This is a genomic window from Spirosoma flavus (assembly GCF_054778555.1).
The window spans coordinates 69,918-86,901 of the sequence record NZ_BAAGZL010000003.1; the positions used below are offsets into that span (position 1 = coordinate 69,918).

14 protein-coding genes are annotated in these 16,984 nt (G+C 45.5%); 8 read left to right on the forward strand and 6 right to left on the reverse strand.

Going from position 1 to position 16,984, the window contains the following annotated elements; all coding sequences use genetic code 11:
* The first annotated feature begins 48 nt into the window (after nucleotides 1-48).
* Nucleotides 49-1,290, forward strand: coding sequence for a NupC/NupG family nucleoside CNT transporter (locus ACYVF1_RS16910; RefSeq protein WP_461080902.1), 1,242 nt, complete (start codon nucleotides 49-51; stop codon nucleotides 1,288-1,290).
* A gap of 65 nt (nucleotides 1,291-1,355) precedes the next feature.
* On the opposite strand, the gene ACYVF1_RS16915 is transcribed toward ACYVF1_RS16910, so the two are convergent.
* Together ACYVF1_RS16915 and ACYVF1_RS16920 are read right to left on the reverse strand one after the other, a co-directional pair.
* Nucleotides 1,356-2,042 (reverse strand): response regulator, encoded by a 687-nt coding sequence (locus ACYVF1_RS16915; RefSeq protein ID WP_461080904.1) that lies wholly within the window; start codon nucleotides 2,040-2,042, stop codon nucleotides 1,356-1,358.
* Nucleotides 2,043-2,280: 238 nt separating this feature from the next.
* Nucleotides 2,281-4,260 (reverse strand): sensor histidine kinase, encoded by a 1,980-nt coding sequence (locus ACYVF1_RS16920; protein WP_461080906.1) that lies wholly within the window; start codon nucleotides 4,258-4,260, stop codon nucleotides 2,281-2,283.
* 222 nt (nucleotides 4,261-4,482) lie between these two features.
* Here ACYVF1_RS16920 and ACYVF1_RS16925 point away from each other — a divergent pair, with 222 nt between their 5' ends.
* The 4 genes from ACYVF1_RS16925 (at nucleotide 4,483) to ACYVF1_RS16940 (ending at nucleotide 8,524) form a co-directional block, all read left to right on the forward strand.
* Nucleotides 4,483-5,058 carry a hypothetical protein gene (locus tag ACYVF1_RS16925; RefSeq protein WP_461080908.1) on the forward strand — a complete coding sequence of 192 codons (576 nt, stop codon included), beginning with the start codon at nucleotides 4,483-4,485 and terminating at the stop codon, nucleotides 5,056-5,058.
* 51 nt (nucleotides 5,059-5,109) lie between these two features.
* Nucleotides 5,110-6,066: a hypothetical protein gene (locus ACYVF1_RS16930; protein ID WP_461080910.1), complete on the forward strand. Its 957-nt coding sequence runs from the start codon at nucleotides 5,110-5,112 to the stop codon at nucleotides 6,064-6,066.
* Nucleotides 6,067-6,286: 220 nt separating this feature from the next.
* Nucleotides 6,287-7,978, forward strand: a complete 1,692-nt coding sequence (locus ACYVF1_RS16935; RefSeq protein WP_461080912.1) for a fatty acid--CoA ligase — start codon at nucleotides 6,287-6,289, stop codon at nucleotides 7,976-7,978.
* 54 nt (nucleotides 7,979-8,032) lie between these two features.
* Complete coding sequence (locus ACYVF1_RS16940) at nucleotides 8,033-8,524, forward strand: metallophosphoesterase family protein (protein WP_461080914.1); 492 nt, start codon at nucleotides 8,033-8,035, stop codon at nucleotides 8,522-8,524.
* 63 nt (nucleotides 8,525-8,587) lie between these two features.
* On the opposite strand, the gene ftsH is transcribed toward ACYVF1_RS16940, so the two are convergent.
* Both ftsH and rsfS read right to left on the reverse strand, forming a co-directional pair.
* Nucleotides 8,588-10,615, reverse strand: a complete 2,028-nt coding sequence (ftsH, locus tag ACYVF1_RS16945; RefSeq protein ID WP_461080916.1) for an ATP-dependent zinc metalloprotease FtsH — start codon at nucleotides 10,613-10,615, stop codon at nucleotides 8,588-8,590.
* A 158-nt stretch (nucleotides 10,616-10,773) separates the two neighbouring features.
* The gene (gene rsfS / locus ACYVF1_RS16950) at nucleotides 10,774-11,169 is read right to left on the reverse strand and encodes a ribosome silencing factor (RefSeq protein ID WP_461080918.1); all 396 of its coding nucleotides are present in this window, start codon (nucleotides 11,167-11,169) and stop codon (nucleotides 10,774-10,776) included.
* A gap of 108 nt (nucleotides 11,170-11,277) precedes the next feature.
* On the opposite strand from rsfS, the gene ACYVF1_RS16955 reads away from it, so the two are divergent.
* Nucleotides 11,278-12,048 carry a biotin--[acetyl-CoA-carboxylase] ligase gene (locus tag ACYVF1_RS16955; RefSeq protein ID WP_461080920.1) on the forward strand — a complete coding sequence of 257 codons (771 nt, stop codon included), beginning with the start codon at nucleotides 11,278-11,280 and terminating at the stop codon, nucleotides 12,046-12,048.
* A 33-nt stretch (nucleotides 12,049-12,081) separates the two neighbouring features.
* On the opposite strand, the gene pafA is transcribed toward ACYVF1_RS16955, so the two are convergent.
* Nucleotides 12,082-13,731, reverse strand: a complete 1,650-nt coding sequence (pafA, locus tag ACYVF1_RS16960; RefSeq protein WP_461080922.1) for an alkaline phosphatase PafA — start codon at nucleotides 13,729-13,731, stop codon at nucleotides 12,082-12,084.
* A gap of 193 nt (nucleotides 13,732-13,924) precedes the next feature.
* On the opposite strand from pafA, the gene ACYVF1_RS16965 reads away from it, so the two are divergent.
* Complete coding sequence (locus ACYVF1_RS16965) at nucleotides 13,925-14,722, forward strand: sterol desaturase family protein (RefSeq protein WP_461080924.1); 798 nt, start codon at nucleotides 13,925-13,927, stop codon at nucleotides 14,720-14,722.
* Between the two features lie 16 nt (nucleotides 14,723-14,738).
* Here ACYVF1_RS16965 and ACYVF1_RS16970 read toward each other — a convergent pair whose 3' ends face one another.
* Nucleotides 14,739-15,713 (reverse strand): polyprenyl synthetase family protein, encoded by a 975-nt coding sequence (locus tag ACYVF1_RS16970; protein WP_461080926.1) that lies wholly within the window; start codon nucleotides 15,711-15,713, stop codon nucleotides 14,739-14,741.
* A 279-nt stretch (nucleotides 15,714-15,992) separates the two neighbouring features.
* Here ACYVF1_RS16970 and ACYVF1_RS16975 point away from each other — a divergent pair, with 279 nt between their 5' ends.
* A complete protein-coding gene (locus tag ACYVF1_RS16975) occupies nucleotides 15,993-16,982 on the forward strand; it encodes a patatin-like phospholipase family protein (protein ID WP_461080928.1) in 990 nt (329 codons plus the stop codon).
* Nucleotides 16,983-16,984: the final 2 nt, after the last annotated feature.

Genomic DNA, 16,984 nt, shown 5'->3' on the forward strand with positions numbered 1-16,984 from the left:
TCTTTTTGTATCTTAGCCAATCAAACTGTCTCTCTTTACTTGTACTGAATGGAACGATTTACCGGCCTGATTGGCATTATTTTAATTCTGGGTATCGCCTATGCCCTTTCTGATAATCGTAAAGCCATTAATTACCGCACAGTGGGTGTTGGATTAGGTCTCCAGTTTGGGTTGGCTTTATTTGTCCTAAAAACGGATATTGGTCAACAACTTTTTCAGGGTCTGGGCTACTACGTCGATCGTCTTTTACAGAAGGCAAACAAGGGGGCAGAATTTGTATTTTCTCCATTAGTTCGAACCGATATACTGATTAAAGCATTCGGTCCCGGTAACGACTTTATTTTCTTCTTTAAGGTTATTCCAACTATCATTTTCGTTGCCGTTTTGGTGAATATCTTTTACCATCTGGGCATCATGCAACGAGTGGTGGCAGTAATGGCGCGCGCTATGAAGTGGCTTATGGGTGTTAGTGGAGCGGAAGCGCTATCAAATGTAGCGAGTACGTTTGTAGGACAGGTGGAAGCCCAGATTATGATTAAGCCTTACTTAAATGGCATGACCAATTCTGAACTTCTGGCTAGTATGACGGGGTCTTTTGCCTGTATTGCCGGAGGTGTCTTAGCCGTATACATTTCGCTCGGGGTACCAGCTCCTTACCTACTGGCAGCCAGTATTATGGCAGCGCCGGGCGCTCTGGTTATCAGCAAAATTGTAATGCCCGAAACGAAAGCGTCGGAAACGCAGGGAAGGGTGAAGGTGGACATTAAGAAAGCTCATGCGAATTTGCTCGATGCCATTGCCGCTGGTGCCAGCGAAGGGCTTAAAGTTGGCTTTAACGTTATTGCGATGCTGATTGGTTTTATCGCGCTAATCGCTCTCATCGACAGCATTTTGTTCCGAATTGGCTTTTACATTATTGGTATCGATTACCTGAGCCTGAACTTTCTGCTGGGTAAAGTTTTTTCGCTGTTTGCCTGGGCAATGGGCGTTCCTGGAAAAGATATTCAGGAAGCAGGTGCCCTCATGGGTACCAAAATGGTGGTAAACGAGTTTGTGGCATACCTCGATCTTGTCAAAATCAAATCCACACTTGACCCTAAAACGATTGCCATCGTTAGTTTCGCACTCTGCGGATTTGCTAACTTTAGTTCCATAGCCATACAGGTAGGAGGCATCGGCGAATTAGCCCCGAATCGACGTAGCGATTTAGCCAGACTCGGTTTTAAAGCACTGATTTGTGGTACGTTGGCAAGCTATATGTCGGCTACATTAGCGGGGCTATTACTCTAACGTAACAGGCTGTTTTCAACGCTACGTACCACCGAATTTTGTTCGAGCGAAGAAACACCGCTACGTTATTTGAACCATTTATGCTGCTCTGCAATACGTATCGCTTCTAGTTTAGTGTGTACGTACAGTTTATCGTAAATATTCTCGATGTGCTTGCGGACAGTGGAGAGGCTTATAAATAATTTGTTTCCAATTTCGGTTGGTGATAAACCATTTGTGAGCAACTCCAGAATCTCCACTTCACGAATGGTTAACTCAAACTGAGCAGGAGTAGGCGCTGGTTTGGTTGCAACATTTAAACTGGATGCTGTTGGGGCCGTTGCGGTAGATTGCTGACGTAGCAAAGCGAGGGTTTTATAGGCAATTAGGGGTGACATAGGCGCTCCACCACCAACTACCGCTTCTACAGCGTTGACGATCTGATCGGCGCGCTCTTCTTTAAGCAGGTACCCACTGGCTCCTGCACGAATGGCCGCAAAAATCTTATCATCGTAATCAAACACAGTCAACATCAATACTCGCACGTCAGGATATTGCTCCCGAATCTGACGGGTTGCTTCAATGCCATTCATTAAGGGCATATCGATGTCCATCAGTACAACCTGCGGCTGGTGCAGACTAACTAACCGAACAGCTTCCTGACCATTACTAGCCGTAAAAATCACCTGAACTTCATTAAATAAAGATAGGTTGCGGCTCAGTGTCTGGAGCAGTACAGGATTATCTTCAACAAGAGCAATACGGACTGGCATTGGCGAATGTGTTAAAATCGGAACAAATTTCACTACTCCTCCGACAATTTCCCTACGCAAAACAGCGTATTTATCCGCTGTAGCATACAGTTACATTCTTAAAAAGAATTACTTCATCCATAGACTCGCCACCGACATACGTAAATTTGCTAATTTATGATTCACAACCAGTATCCGTTCAAATCAATAATCGAATGAAAAAAAACGAATGTAGATCATTTCACACCAGTTGTACGGATTAATTTACCAACGCATTTTGGCTTACCACAACAGATTGGAGGGGCATAATTAAGGAAAGAGTGGTACCCATTCCTGGCTGGGCTGTTATCTGCCATTCACCTCCTAATCGCTCAGCTCGAAGCCGCATATTTAGCAAACCGTAATGGCCTGGATGCTCCTCGCTCATATCGAACCCTATTCCGTCGTCTTTCACTTCTAGCCATAGCCTAGACGTAGCGTCTGTACCGATGGCTACCTGAATTGTATTGGCATGAGCATGACGTAGCGCATTGCTTACAGCCTCCTGAATAATACGAAATAGGTTTAACGCTTGCTCTGAGGTAAGAGGTTGGCCCGTATCGACCGTATTAGCACGTATCAATAGCTGGGTATTAGATAAAATCTGTTGTTGACGATGAAGGTACTGCTGGAGTTGAATCTGAAACTCGCCAAGAGGTACATATTCACGATTGATCGCCCAGATTGTTTCACGTAAACTGCTGATAGCATCCCGAGCATGGTTACCAATCGTTTCGAGGTGAAGGGCAGTACCATTAGGTGGCTGACTTAATCGAACGTGGTCTAAACTGGACGCTATTACCGAAAGTTGAGCGCCAACATGGTCGTGAAGGTCACGAGCGATACGTTCTTTCTCTTGCTGGAGCCGTAGCTGGGCCTGTAGAACGCGGTTTTGTTCTTGCTGTAACAGAAGCTGTTGCTGAAAATTAGCCTGAACCAATTGCTGACGTTCATCGGTAATATGTTTGTAGCGGTAGCCCATACCAACGCTTAACAGCGTAAATTCAATCAGGTACGCTACGGCCAACCCTTCAAACCGTGGGAGAAAATAATTGGGTATAAGGCCATAGTTATTTAAAACGGTACAAGTTATATGTATGACAATTGGGCTGATACTGATGAGGTAAAGTCTGGCGGGTGAGTCCCAAAACACCAGCCGTTTCGGCTTCTGTTCCTGAACAGCCTGCCAACTAACCAATCCAAACATAATCAGGATCGGAATCAGATAGCAAGCACTAACAATTGGTCCAATCCAATCAGCCTGCTGACGATACAAATCCGTAAAAGGTAATTCAAAACAGATAAATACAATATCAAATCCTACGGGTAACAAGGCGCTGTAATAGATACGTCGCACCCAAGAAAGGTGCCATACCGACACCAGAACATAATGGCGAATAAATAAAAAAGCCGCAAAAACCGAAGCAAACGAAAGTTGAACGGGTAAATGTCGAGCCGAAACAAAGCCGTATTGGCGAGCCGGAAACCACTCAAACGAAAATCCTTTGGTGGCCATTAGATAAGCCGTAATAAGTAAAATATATAGGCCGTAATATCCATAAACAGGCTCTTTCAGAAAAACTCTTAGTATACCACTGATAACAATCAGCCAACAAAAAATACCCAGTGTCCAACTCCAGAATAAGCGTTCCTGACGATCCTGTAATTCAAAAGTCCGGGCCGTCTGAACGTCTAATGTAACAACGACCGGGCCGCTTGTTCCGGCAATTTGAGCAAAGACCCAACCCCTTTGTCGAGGCTCAAACGTAAACTGGAAAGTTGGATGGCTATGAGTCGTCGCACGTTGATGTGGCAGTGCCTTCCAGTTTAAAGGTCCTGAATTAGTGATCAATTGACCCGTTTCAGTAAGAATATAGAATCGTGCCTCATCCAGATACGGATAATCAAGGCTGGCCACAAATGTTTTTTTTTGATCGGTTCGATTTTTGAGGCCCAACCGCAGCCATTGCAACGGGCGACCAACCCCTAATAATCGATGTGGACTATCAGCCACTCGAAACTGGGAAGTCAGTTGCCATACTTCGCTTATGGTCAGTTTACCCGTGAAATCTGACAGATACGCAATAGGTCCAACCGTTGAGAACGTACTATCTGGAGGGACTATCTGCGCCCAACCTATTACCGGCAGTAGTAAGTTACAGATGAACCAATAGCAACGTAATAGTTTGATTATGTGCATATAGTTGATTCTATCTGCGATTCATTATCTTCTTTTAATCGACCAACCAAGATAAGTAAAATTACGTACCGGCCTACGAAAACATTAATTTAAGATTAATTAAACGGCAGAAAAATACGCAATTGTTCGTATGACAATATGCTGTTGAAGAGGCCAACTTTGTCCCCATCAATAAACCAGTTGTAACTGGTCATTTTCTACCATAACCAAATTCATTCAAGTATGAATCGCTTACTTACTTTGCTATCAGGGGTAACCCTACTTGTATTTTTCTATGCCTGCAAAGGACCGCAGGGAGACGTAGGTCCTACTGGAGCACAAGGTCCCGCCGGACCTGCCGGCGCTACGGGTGCAACCGGCCCTCAGGGAGCATCGGGCGTTTCAGGTATTACTGGGATGGTAGCCTCGACATGGTCTACAACGATTACGGCTAAAAACTGGATTCAGGATACTGACGATAAAACTTACTTCTATTTTTATTTCAAGCCGACCGGCCTGACACAGGCAATTGTAGACCGGGGCTTAATTATGGTTTATGTTCGTGATCCAGGTACCCCATCCACTGTTTTCCCACTCCCAAGCGTCACGGATATTGGCATTGAGGGTTTCGTTCCACTCATGGATAAAAATGAAGGGTACTTACAGATATATACGGATTATACGACTGATACTACTCCCCCCTCCTATGGCAGTCAGTACCGCTGGGTATTTATTCCTGCTCAACCAGGTGGCCGCCTGCCTGCTATCAACTGGAAGAATTATGCAGAAGTGAAAAAGGCGCTGAATCTGACTGACTAACGTAGTATCTATCCTTTTATCGAATCTCGTTCATCGTTACTTAAGATTCTTATGCATTCACTACGTTTCCTTCTGCAAAAAATTGGGCTCGCTTTCTTGCTGCTAGTTCTACATATAAATTGTAGCCGCACCAGCACCGACTCTAACGTAACACCCGACGAAGCCTGTCGCGTACAAACTCGTACGAGTACGGGTCCAGCCAATAAATCACTGACTACTTTTACTCACGACGCGACTGGTCAGCTTACAAGTTCACTTGAATCGTTCACCTATACAAGTGGGATAGATACGTATCGCAATGATTATCAATACGATGCTGCGGGATTTTTAACCCAAAAAGTATATACGTATAAATCAGGTAACAGTGAACTTAAGACTACTACTACGTATCAATACGAAAACGGGCGCCTAGTAAAGGCAACTGATACAGGTACATATACGAATGGGACAAAAACCTATACCTACGATGCCACTGGCGCCCTCACAAAGTACATTAACGAACTAAGTTCATTAACTACAACTTATTTGTTTAAAGATGGGATATTAACCAGCGCCGAAACAGTAAGTGATGGAAAAAAGTATCCAGCGACAGTTGTCAATGGCCGGATTACCAATGAGTTAATTCTGGACCTTGGAAAGGGTTTCTTAGTATACACTCGTTCAGACTATAATTCGGCTGGCCAAGCTACCAGGCGCTATAATACTGATGCACAAGGTAAAGAAAACACGACATTCCCGGCTTCTACGTATGAATACACAACCCAAACGTTGAAAGATCCGTCGGTAATAGCATTAAAAGGGCATCCTACTTTTCTGATGCATGGAGTTTCTGCACCACTCAGCCGTTTAACCGAGACTTACTTACCAGGATACGAGTCCAGAAACCGAGTTGTAGACTATCAGTACAAAACGAATAGCAAAGGATACCTTATGGAACAAACAATGAATATTACAGGGTATCAAGCTGGACAGGCAAAGACAGTGATCACTTATAGTAACTGTCAGTAGTATTCCTAAGTCAACATTACGTTCATTGTCCTCGATCTAATTCTGCTTTTATTCTATCCTAAATACACTCGCAACTAAACTTTGATAAGTTTAGTTGCGAGTGTATTTATGGTAACGGACACCTGTCGATACGGGTTTGGTTCTTGACAAATACTATTTTTTCTTTCCAGCATTCACACCTAACTTCGGCACCATCGTTTTCCTGCTAAACTCTTTCTTCATGATTCAGACGAAATTAATTCCTCGTACGCCCGAGGCAAATGAACCACCTTTGCTTGTCAAAACGATGCTCGCGCAGTCATTACGTTATGAACCTCAACGGGAAATTGTTTACCGAGATCTATTCCGCATTAACTACATTCAGTTCAATGAGCGGGTCCGTAAACTAGCGAACGTATTGACTGAACTAGGTGTAAAGCCCGGCGATACGGTGGCTGTTCTGGATTGGGATAGCCATCGTTATCTGGAGTGCTTTTTTGGAGTAACAAGTCTGGGGGCCATTCTACACACCATCAACGTTCGTCTTTCACCAAGCCAGATCCTGTTCACAATGAATCATGCCGAGGATAAAGTGGTATTGATTCATGAAGACTTTTTACCCATTCTAACAGCGATAAAAGGCCAGCTGACAACCGTCGATACGTATGTAGTGCTGAGTGATAAGGTTTATACTGGTACGTCAGAAATCACTACGTTAAGTGAAATTCCAGACGGTTTCGCAGGTGAATATGAAGCTTTACTCAAGCCTGCTTCAGCATACTATGATTTTCCGGATTTTGACGAAAATACCTGGGCTACTACGTTCTACACGACCGGTACGACAGGTAATCCGAAAGGCGTTTATTTCTCGCATCGGCAGTTGTTTATGCACACGATGGGCCTACTGACCTACATTATTGGTTATGAAGCGATGCCATTTAAGGGAACAACAGACGTGTATATGCCTATTACGCCCATGTTTCACGTACACGCCTGGGGCTTTCCATTCCTAGCTACTATGATGTCGGCAAAGCAGGTTTATCCAGGGCGTTACGAGCCTGAACTGCTTTTAAAATTGCTCATCAAAGAAGGCGTTACGTTGTCGCACTGCGTCCCTACGATTCTCAATATGCTGGTTAGCAATCCGGCTGCGCAGAAATTTCGGGAGCCGCTCAGCCGCTGGAAAGTGATGATTGGTGGCTCAGCACTCACGAAAGGACTTGCCAAAGCGGCTATCGATCTGGGCATTACTGTCCTTGCTGGCTATGGCATGTCAGAAACAGCCCCTGTAATGGCGGTTGCCTATCTGAACGAAGTCGAAAAACAATTGCCTATGTCTGATCAAATAGAACTACGGACACGTGCAGGACGTATCATTCCATTCATAGATGTGCGTTTAATGGACGACGAAGGTAATTTCGTTCCTCACGATGGTCATTCACTTGGTGAAATTGTCGCGCGGGGGCCGTGGCTTACACAAGGTTATTACAACGACCCGGAACGTGGTGCTGCCCTCTGGAAAGGAGGCTGGCTTCACACAGGCGACGTAGCAAGTATTACGCCTGATAACTGGATTATTATTGCTGACCGTACGAAAGACGTTATCAAAACTGGTGGAGAATGGGTATCATCACTGGACATGGAAGACACATTATCGCAGGTCGAGGGCGTTGCCGAATCAGCTGTAATTGGTTTGCCCGACGACCGATGGGGCGAGCGACCTCATGCGTTAATTGTACTAAAACCCGGATACGATTTAACGGCTGAACGTATCAAGGCGGGTCTCCAGGCGAAAGTTGATCGGGGAGAATTGCACAAATGGTACGTTCCGGACCACATTCTGTTCGTTACCGAAATACCCAAAACCAGTGTGGGTAAAATTGATAAAAAGCGAATTAGAAGTGAGATGAAAGATCAAATTTTGGCTTCGTAACTATAAAGCGGGTTACTACCTGCAGTACGTATCTACTAACCGCGTTCATTACTTATGACACGTATCGGCCTGCTTTCTGACACACACGGCTATCTTGACACCCGGATTTTCTCTCACTTTGAAAACTGCGATGAAATATGGCACGCTGGAGATGTAGGTATATTAACTGTAGCCGAGCAATTACGTAGTTTCCGTCCACTACGTATCGTTTCTGGTAACATTGACCGCGAATCATCAGAGCTTCCCGCAAATCAACAATTTACTTGCGAAGGGCTCACTGTTTGGATGACGCATATTGGTGGCAGCCCGCCTAAATATAATCCGACGGTACGTCCAAAATTACAGATTGATCCACCTAAAATTTTTGTATGCGGACATTCGCACATTTTGAAAGTAGTACGTGATTCGACATTGAACAACATGTTATTCATTAATCCGGGGGCGGCAGGTAAGACAGGGTTTCACACGATGCGAACAGCGATACGTTTCTCCCTTGATGCCACAAAGGTTTTGGATATGCAGGTAATTGAGTTAGGCAAAAAGTAGAACTAGGTACACAAAAAAGGCTTCTCTACGTAGAGAAGCCTTTTTTGTGTTTAGATGGTAAGCTTAAAGTGGAAGCGATTCAGGTTCAGTTTCAGCTGGTTTAGCTTCTTTACCGATTTCTTCTTTAATCTCTTCAGCGACACCTTTATTCTTATAAGCTTGGTAAACAGTTTCCCGTTCGAATGGGCGTTTGCCGATCAAACGAACCAGATCGTTTTGATACAGAATCTCTTTTTCAAGCAACTCCTTGGCAATTATTTCCAATGCTTCACGCTTATCAGTCAGCAAATCTTTCGTGCGTGTATAGGCAATGTCTACAATCTTGCGAACCTCTTCGTCGATGTGCTTAGCTGTTTCTTCCGAATAAGGTTTGTTGAATGCATAATCAGACTGCTTCGAATCATAGAACGAAACGTTACCGATTTTATCATTCATACCGTACATAGTAACCATGCTGTAAGCCAGCTTGGTGATACGTTCCAGATCGCTCAGAGCACCCGTCGACACTTTTCCGAAAATCAGATCTTCGGCCGCCCGACCACCTAACGCCATGCACATTTCGTCCATAAGCTGCTCAGTCCGGTACAGATACTGTTCACGCGGAAGGTACTGCGCATAACCAAGGGCGGCTACGCCACGTGGCACGATCGTCACTTTAACGAGTGGATCAGCATGTTCAAGGAACCAACCCGCAACAGCGTGTCCAGCTTCGTGATACGCTACAATCTCTTTCTCTTCAGGCGAGATAATTTTATTTTTCTTTTCCAGACCACCAATCACACGGTCCATGGCATCCTGGAAGTCTTTCATGTCAACTGCATCCTTATCGCTACGTGCCGCAATCAGAGCTGCTTCATTACAAACGTTCGCAATTTCGGCACCAGCAAACCCTGGTGTTTGAGCTGCCAATTCTTTAGGGTCAACGTCTGACGCCAGTTTAATTGGCTTTAGGTGAACCCGGAAAATAGCTTCACGACCAATAATATCTGGCTTATCGATACTAATCTGACGGTCGAAACGACCGGGGCGTTGCAGCGCTGAATCCAGTACGTCGGGGCGGTTGGTAGCGGCCAAGATGATGATACCAGAATCGGTTGCAAAACCATCCATTTCTACCAGCAGTGAGTTCAGCGTGTTTTCGCGCTCGTCATTAGCACCGGGCATAGAACCACGTCCGCGCGAACGACCAACGGCATCGATCTCATCAATGAAGATGATACAAGGCGCTTTTTCTTTCGCCTGTTTAAAGAGGTCACGTACCCGGGCGGCACCAACACCTACAAACATTTCCACAAAGTCAGAACCTGATAGCGAGAAGAATGGCACACCTGCTTCACCAGCTACCGCTTTGGCTAACAGTGTCTTACCGGTCCCTGGAGGGCCAATCAGCAATGCACCTTTCGGAATTTTCGCGCCGAGCTTGGTGAACTTGGTTGGATTTTTCAGGTAATCAACAATTTCTTTGATTTCTTCTTTGGCTTCGTCCAGACCTGCTACGTCGTTGAAGGTAATTTTTACTTTATTGTCCGCATCGAACAAAGCGGCTTTCGACTTACCAATGTTAAAAATCTGACCTCCCGGTCCGCCTGCTCCCGACATACGACCAAGCAGGAAATACATCGCCAGAATCATAACAATCAGGAAACCCCACGTACTGATAATACTTCCCAAATCACTACGTTGCTCGAATCGGTAATCAATTTTCTCGTTATCAGGCATACCCTGCTGAATTGCATCGAGATCTTTTTTAAAGGTTTCGCCGGAAGCAATCTGAAACTGATAATGCGGCCCACTGTTCGACCCAAAATAGGGTTTATCAGCGAACAGAGCGCGATATTTAGGGCTTTGTGCAGCTTGGGGAGTGAGAGTAACTTCGGCTATTTTGTCGTTAACTACCACTACCTCGGCAACTTCGTGGTTCTTTACCATACCCTCAAATCGTTTCTGCGTGGTCTCACGCGTGGCCGAGCTTCGGTTAAAGAACGTAATGCCAAGAATAGCGGCAATCAGCAACGCAACAATCCAGCCCTGAAAGTTGGGCTTACGTGGCCCACCTCGGGGTACTAACGGATTTCTATTATTATCTGCCATTTTTTCAGGTTATACTGACTTATTCTAAAAAACTAACATCGTTTTGAAGGCGAATGTTTCTCTTTCAAAACGCTTGGGACAGGCGGTTACTTACCCCCATAAACGGCCCATTAACATTGGGTGTGGTTATCTTTAGGCCAAAAATAATTAGTTCTTTCTCAGGAAGCTACTGTCAGGTCACCCTCTTCAATCAAATGAATTTCGGCATCACCCCACAATTGCTCCAGATCGTAGAAAGCACGGCGATCTTTTTTAAAGACGTGCGCCACTACATCAACGTAATCCAGCAGTATCCATTCCCGGTTCGTTTTACCTTCCCGGTGCCAGGGGTCCTGCTTACTGGCTTTATAAACTTCCTCTTCAATGGATGATGAAATGGCGTCAATCTGCGTATCGGAATTACCCGAACAAATCACAAAATAATCGCAGATAGCGTTTTTAACATTGCGCAGGTCCATTACAACTATATCCTGCGCTTTCTTTTCCTGCATTCCCCGAACAACCATATCCCGGATTTGCTCGGCGGTAAAGTCAACATTTTTGTTAATTCTCATGCTTTCGGTTTAACATTGCACGAAAGCCAATCAGCGGGTACTTTGCCTATAGAACGCCCAGCGTTCTCAGCACCATACATTAGCCCTACTACTAAACTATACAATATTTTGTACAAAATCTATCCCAAAACACTTTTTCTTGGACAAATAATCCAATATCTGCCAAGCTGTCAGTCTACTAACGACGAAGCGTCTGATTTGATTGCCCGAACCGATGTCGCAGAAGGTACTCTTGTCATAACAGATCATCAGACTGCCGGACGAGGTCAGCGGGGCAATATTTGGCTGGCGACAGCTGGCCAAAACCTGACGTTTTCACTGATTCTCAAGCCGTCTTTTTTGCAACCAACTGAACAATTCTGGCTCAATATGGCCATCTCGTTAGGCATATACGACGCCCTGCAACCTTTATTAGGCGATCAACTACGCGTAAAATGGCCCAACGATATTTACGTTGGTTCAAAAAAGCTGGGAGGGATTTTAATTGAAAATACACTTCACGGTACTAGTATAGCCTGGTCGATAGTGGGGATGGGGCTGAATATCAATCAAACTGAGCTCAGCTACGTAACGGCCACATCGCTCCAACTGGAATCTCCCCTACCGAACGGCTACGACCTCTCAGGTTTACTACGTATGCTTTGTGAAACGCTGGAGCAGCGATATCTTCAACTACGTTCTGGTCGACGTGACCTATTAAAAACCAGCTATTTGCAAATTCTTTACCGGTATCAGGAGGAACATATATTTAAAAGTGAAGGGCGGCAGTTTCGAGGTACCATCATCGGCGTAGATGAGGCAGGCCGTTTGGCGGTGACTGAAAATGATGAAGTACGTTACTTCGGCTTTAAGGAAATAAGCTTTGTGGGAGAAATATGATGTATATAGTTGGCCAACTATATACATCATATTTTATTTAATCGCTTCCTCAACCGGGTTGCCGATGCAGCCATTGGGTTCGAGCAAGCCGAGAAGGGCTGTAACAGTTGGAGCAATGTCGTGAATGTGTGTCCGACGTAGCGTTTGCCCCGGTTTGATGCCCCAGCCATAGATTAAAAAGGGGACGTGTGTATCGTAAGCATACGTAGTGCCGTGTGTAGTTCCCTTGCTACGTCCCTCAATCCATCCGGGAGGCTGCATGACGTAGAAATCACCACTGCGGTTCGGATGGTTAACGTTACGAAATAAATTAGCTTGTAATTCAGGCAGTGCTTCGGCACTGAGATTGTGGAGATTCACTACGTTAACAACCGATTTCTGTTTCAGTAAAGCACTACGTAGCAGTTCATAAACATCCTGCATGGCAATCTTTTTCTCAACCAGCAACGCATGATTCAGATAAATCTGCTGGTTGATGTACGCCAGCATCCACTGGCCAGAACCATACGCTTTTTCAAGCGTTGCCTTCACCGTTTCACCAATTTCTCCGTAACCGCGAACACCAGCCGGAATCCGATACTGTTGTAAGAATCCGGGTGAGTCTACGACACCATGATCGGCTGACAGAAAGGCTGTCCATTGACCTTTGCCCACTGACGCATCGAGCTGGTTGAAAATATCGGTCAACTGCTTATCCAGCCGAATGTAATTGTCTTCTGTTTCAATGGCGTGTGTACCAAAAGCGTGGCCAATATAGTCGGGCGAAGAGAAGCTGACGCAAAGCATGTCCGTTACGTCGCCCTGCCCCAATTTTTCTGCCTTGAGGGCTGCTAAAGCGAATTCTTTCGTAATCTGGTCGCCAAATGGACTGGTACGTAGTGGTTCGTATTTACTGCCGCCCGCCTGAATGGCAAACGTATGTGGGAAAACTGATTTTGTCTCGCCTGCTAATATGGTTTCATATGGCTCGTCGTCTACAGTGCTTTCGGTGTATTGATTGGCCGGAAGTGACATTTCCCATTTCTGACTCAGGAACTGGTCCGATAATTTCCGGTTATTAAACTCCTGAACCCACTGTGGCAACTCCTTCATATAGAACGTACTACTAATGAAGTTACCATCTTTCGAGTCATACCAGTAAGCGGCATTGGCGGCATGACCCGCTGGCAAAATCGCTCCCCGATCTTTCAGCGCAATACCAATAACTTTCGCTCTGCCGTCGGTTGCCAGTTTAAGCTGGTCGCCAATGGTGGTTACGAGCAGATTTCGGGGCGACATCTTACCCGCTGTACCTGTATTTCCTACCGTAGTTACTGTTGTATCTTCAGCACAGTACAAAAGCCGTCCTATGTTGCGTTCGTAAAAATCATTGCCTACAATACCGTTCAACGCGGGTGCCGAACCGGTGTAAATGGCCGCGTGACCGGGGCCGGTATACGTAGCAGCGTAATGATAATGATTGTTACGGGCATTGAAACCGCCGTCCATCATTCGCCGAAAACCACCCGTGCCGAATTTGGAATAGAATCGATACAGATAATCGTAACGCATCTGGTCGACCACAATGCCAACAACCAGTTTTGGGCGGGCGATAGTCGATGGGATTGCAGCCGTTTTTTTCGGTTGAGCCAGTAAGGGTATTGTTTGGAACGTTAGCAGCAGAAGGAAGACAATTACACGCATACAGTGACTACGGTGTTAGTTTAGATAACTTTTCGCAAAGGTATAAAACAAATCCAATGGTATTGGATTCAATAAACGCCGGTCAGTAAGCTCTTTTCAAAATCAGTATAGACCTGTGCAGACCAATCAATAGGCAACGTATCACTACGTATTTATTTTAGTGTAGTCATGCATAATTTGCCTTTCTCAGCGTATGATTCAAATTACCAGTCCCGCTGCGTTAGGGCTAACAGCCCTGCTCTTTTTCATCGCTATTTTCGGGCGATACGTAGTATTTTCACTGTTTTTCTGGTGGTTATTTAAAGTATCCAGAAAAGATCAATTTGCGTCTAGAGCGGTAGAGACGCGCGTCCGAAAACCGGCGCAGGAAAGACAGGAAATTGGTTGGTCGGTAGTAACCTCACTGATTTTCACAGTTATCGCTTCTGGGGTTATGGTAGCTTACCAGTCGGGTTATACCAAACTGTACACGGATTTCGGAACATATCCGCTACTTTGGTACCCGATCAGTATCATACTGGTATTGCTTCTACACGAGACGTATTACTACTGGCTTCATCGCTGGATGCATCGTCCAGGTATTTACCGTCTGATCCACAAAACGCATCACGACAGCATTACTACGTCGCCCTGGACAGCTTTTTCGTTCCATCCTATCGAAAGTGTGTTACAGGCTATTATTTTACCCATACTGATTTTTATACTACCTCTGCATGTTTCGGCAGTGGGCCTGATTTTAATCCTGATGACTTTATCAGGAGCCATTAATCATCTGAACACGGAGATTTATCCCCGCGATTTTAATCGGCACTGGCTCGGGAAATGGCTGATTGGCGCAACGCACCATAGCCTGCACCACAGTCAGTTCCGATTCAATTACGGATTGTATTTTACATTCTGGGATAAATGGATGAACACCGAAAGCCCGGATTTTCACCGGATTTTTGAGAAGAAAACAAAACCAAGCCAGATGGAAAAAAGTCCTTCGTAACCACCAGCCTTGTACGCTATTTACTCCGGTCGATGGTGTACTGAACTAGTTGGTGCATCGACTTACGATACGTAGAATCAGGAAACGAATTGAGCAATGTCTGTGCCTGCGCGACGTAACGATTCATAGCTTCGGTAGCGTATTCAATGCCACCCGACTTTTTCACGAAGTCAATGACTTCGTTTACTTTTTTTGGATTATCGCTCTCGTTTTTAATGGAATTGATGATTCGTCGTTTTTCCAGAAACCCGGCCTTGCTCAACGCGTAAATTAGTGGAAGGGTCATCTTTTTTTCTTTAATGTCGATGCCCAGCGGTTTTCCTACCTCGGCAGTTCCATAATCGAACAGATCATCTTTGATCTGAAACGCAATCCCAACCTGTTCGCCGAAAGCCCGTGCTTGCTCAACGATAGCCTCATCAGTCCCCGTCGACCGGGCTCCTACGGCACAACAGGCCGCAATTAGAGATGCCGTTTTTTGCCGGATAATGTCATAATAAACTTCTTCCGTAATATCCAGCCGACGCGCCTTTTCAATCTGAAGCAATTCACCCTCGCTCAATTCACGTACCGCCCGCGACACAATCTGGAGCAAATCAAAATCGCCGTTATCAACCGATAGCAGCAATCCGCGCGATAGTAAGTAATCACCAACCAGTACGGCAACCTTATTTTTCCAGAGCGCATTGATGGAGAAAAAACCGCGTCGGTAATTGGAGTCATCTACTACGTCGTCGTGAACCAACGTAGCCGTATGGAGCAATTCGATGAGTGATGCACCCCGATACGTTGCTTCTTTGATCTGGCCGCAAATACCGGCCATCAAAAACACAAACATTGGACGGAGCTGCTTGCCCTTCCGTTTCACGATATAATTCATGATCTGGTCGAGCAACATGACTTCGCTTTTCATCTGACCTCGAAACTTCTGCTCAAACAATTTCATTTCAGCAGCAATCGGAGCCTGTATATCAGCGACGGAGAGGGGCATTTTTTTGTTGTTAACTGTCCGCCGGAGCGGTCATTAGTCGTTAGTCAGGCGGTACTAATTTTTACCTATCGACTGACGACAACTATCGACGACGACTCTTGACCGCTCCGGCGGCCCGGTAATGCCTATTCGCGGGTAAAATTAGCAAGGAAAGTGCAGACGCCGAAAAGACAATACGCTTTCACAACTATCAGTATCTTCTTACGTTTTGTTTATTAGCTGAAAAACCGCAATTTACCCCGACCGAAGGCGAGCCTTCTTCCTATACTCTCGTTGGCAATGATTGATAATCCGATTCCTCCTGTTCCACAACCCGCTGTTGTTCCGCCTGCCACAATACCTTCTCAAAAAGCACTGGTGCTGGGTGGAGGTTCTTTAAAGGGAGCCTTTCAGGTGGGTGCCGTTATGGCTCTGTTCGAATCTGGTTTTGTGCCCGAATACCTCTACGGCATTTCAGTAGGTAGCCTTAACGCTACGTTCATTGCTCATGAGGCCGCTCGTCAGCATACCGAATCAGGACAGATTAATTGGGAGAAAGTAGGCAAACATTTGATTGAATTCTGGATACGTAACATCACCAAGCCTGACGACGTAGCGGTTATTCGGTCGCGGTTTCGGATGGGGTACAATACCATTATGAGCCGGTTCGATGGGTTACTCGATAACTCACCGATTCAGAATCTGATACGTAGTAACGTTGATCTGGAAGTTATTAAAAATGGGCCTTTGAAATTGAAAGTTGGGGCTGTCGATATCATTGAAGGCGATATGTGTTACGCTGATGTGCATGACCCTAACTTTTTGGACTACGTATTTGCCAGCAGTTCGTTACCTTTTCTGATGCCCGCTGTTCAGATTGGGGGCGACCACCGACGGGCGTTTCTGGATGGTGGCCTGCGTGAAGTGGCTCCGGTACGTGTAGCCATTGAAGATGGTGCCACCGATATTGCCTGCGTGGCCTGCCATGCCCGAAGAATTTACAACGAAAAGTTCAATTACCGCAACCTGTTGAATTTGATGGACCGGGTGAAAGACATTACGGTTAATCAGTTGGTAAACAACGATATTGCTTGGGCCGAACGGTTTGCTGAACGAGAGAAATTACACGGACGTAATCTGAATCTGACGGTTATTCGTCCAACCGAACCGTTATTCTTAAACCTGATGAAGTTTAATTCCGACGATATAGGCCGTCTAATTGTGATGGGTTATCAGGCAGGTACTGAGTTGTTGAAGACGAAGCGAACGCCGGACCCCAAGGCTGCCTGATT

Bases quoted from the DNA above. Each gene is read 5' to 3' on its own strand.
- ACYVF1_RS16910 (WP_461080902.1), top strand. From the start codon at position 49: ATGGAACGATTTACCGGCCTGATTGGCATTATTTTAATTCTGGGTATC.
- ACYVF1_RS16915 (WP_461080904.1), bottom strand. From the start codon at position 2,042: ATGCCAGTCCGTATTGCTCTTGTTGAAGATAATCCTGTACTGCTCCAG.
- ACYVF1_RS16920 (WP_461080906.1), bottom strand. From the start codon at position 4,260: ATGCACATAATCAAACTATTACGTTGCTATTGGTTCATCTGTAACTTA.
- ACYVF1_RS16925 (WP_461080908.1), top strand. From the start codon at position 4,483: ATGAATCGCTTACTTACTTTGCTATCAGGGGTAACCCTACTTGTATTT.
- ACYVF1_RS16930 (WP_461080910.1), top strand. From the start codon at position 5,110: ATGCATTCACTACGTTTCCTTCTGCAAAAAATTGGGCTCGCTTTCTTG.
- ACYVF1_RS16935 (WP_461080912.1), top strand. From the start codon at position 6,287: ATGATTCAGACGAAATTAATTCCTCGTACGCCCGAGGCAAATGAACCA.
- ACYVF1_RS16940 (WP_461080914.1), top strand. From the start codon at position 8,033: ATGACACGTATCGGCCTGCTTTCTGACACACACGGCTATCTTGACACC.
- ftsH (WP_461080916.1), bottom strand. From the start codon at position 10,615: ATGGCAGATAATAATAGAAATCCGTTAGTACCCCGAGGTGGGCCACGT.
- rsfS (WP_461080918.1), bottom strand. From the start codon at position 11,169: ATGAGAATTAACAAAAATGTTGACTTTACCGCCGAGCAAATCCGGGAT.
- pafA (WP_461080922.1), bottom strand. From the start codon at position 13,731: ATGCGTGTAATTGTCTTCCTTCTGCTGCTAACGTTCCAAACAATACCC.
- ACYVF1_RS16965 (WP_461080924.1), top strand. From the start codon at position 13,925: ATGATTCAAATTACCAGTCCCGCTGCGTTAGGGCTAACAGCCCTGCTC.
- ACYVF1_RS16970 (WP_461080926.1), bottom strand. From the start codon at position 15,713: ATGCCCCTCTCCGTCGCTGATATACAGGCTCCGATTGCTGCTGAAATG.
- ACYVF1_RS16975 (WP_461080928.1), top strand. From the start codon at position 15,993: ATGATTGATAATCCGATTCCTCCTGTTCCACAACCCGCTGTTGTTCCG.